The organism is Methylobacterium sp. AC433, from assembly GCF_979253015.1.
Map to the genome: position 1 here is coordinate 1 of NZ_CEEDBN010000050.1, position 812 is coordinate 812.

At 77.1% G+C, this 812-nt stretch carries 1 protein-coding gene; it reads left to right on the forward strand.

What is annotated here, in order from left to right; translation table 11 throughout:
• A partial coding sequence (locus tag AC0IWM_RS23690) for an AMP-binding protein (protein ID WP_471759124.1) occupies positions 1 to 812 on the forward strand: 812 nt, incomplete at both ends.

The window sequence follows — 812 nt, forward strand, 5'->3', positions numbered from 1 at the left end:
GCCCTGTCGGCCCCCTATCCCGGACCGCTGCCCCTGGCCGACGACCTCCTGCCCGGCCTGATCGCGAAGGCCGCCGCCGCACGCCCCGACGCGCCCGCCGTGATCTGCGGCGAGACCACCACAACCTTCGCCGCCCTCGACGCCAGCGCCAACCGCCTCGCCCACGCCCTCGTCCGGCGCGGCGTCCGGGCCGAGACCCGCGTCGCCGTCGCCCTGCCGCGCTCCGCCCGCCAGATCGCCGCCTTCCTCGCGATCCTGCGCGCCGGCGGCGCCTTCCTGCCCCTCGATCCCGGACTGCCCCCCGCCCGGATCGCCGCCCTCCTGGCCGATGCCCAGCCGCGCCTCGTCCTCGGCGACGCCGACACCCTCGCCCGCCTCGCCGACGCCCTCGACCACGAAGCCCTCGACCTCGACGCCCTCGACCTCTCCCGCGAGCCCGCCACCGCCCCCGCCGTGCCCCTGCACCCGGACCAGCTCGCCTACGTCATCCACACCTCCGGCTCCACCGGCCGGCCCAAGGGCGTCGCCGTCGCCCACGGACCCCTGGCCGCCCATCTGCGCGCCACCGGCGCCCTCTACGAGACCGGACCCGACACCCGCGAACTCCACGTCCTCTCCATGAGCTTCGACGGCGCCCACGAGCGCTGGATGGTGCCCCTCGCCTTCGGCGCCTGCCTCGTCCTCAAGCCCGACGGCCTCTGGACCCCGCGCGAGGCCCTCGACGCCATGGAGCGCCACCGCGTCAGCCATGCGGGCTTTCCCACCGCCTACATGCACGCCCTGGCCCTCGAGGCCGCCGCCGGACCCGCCCC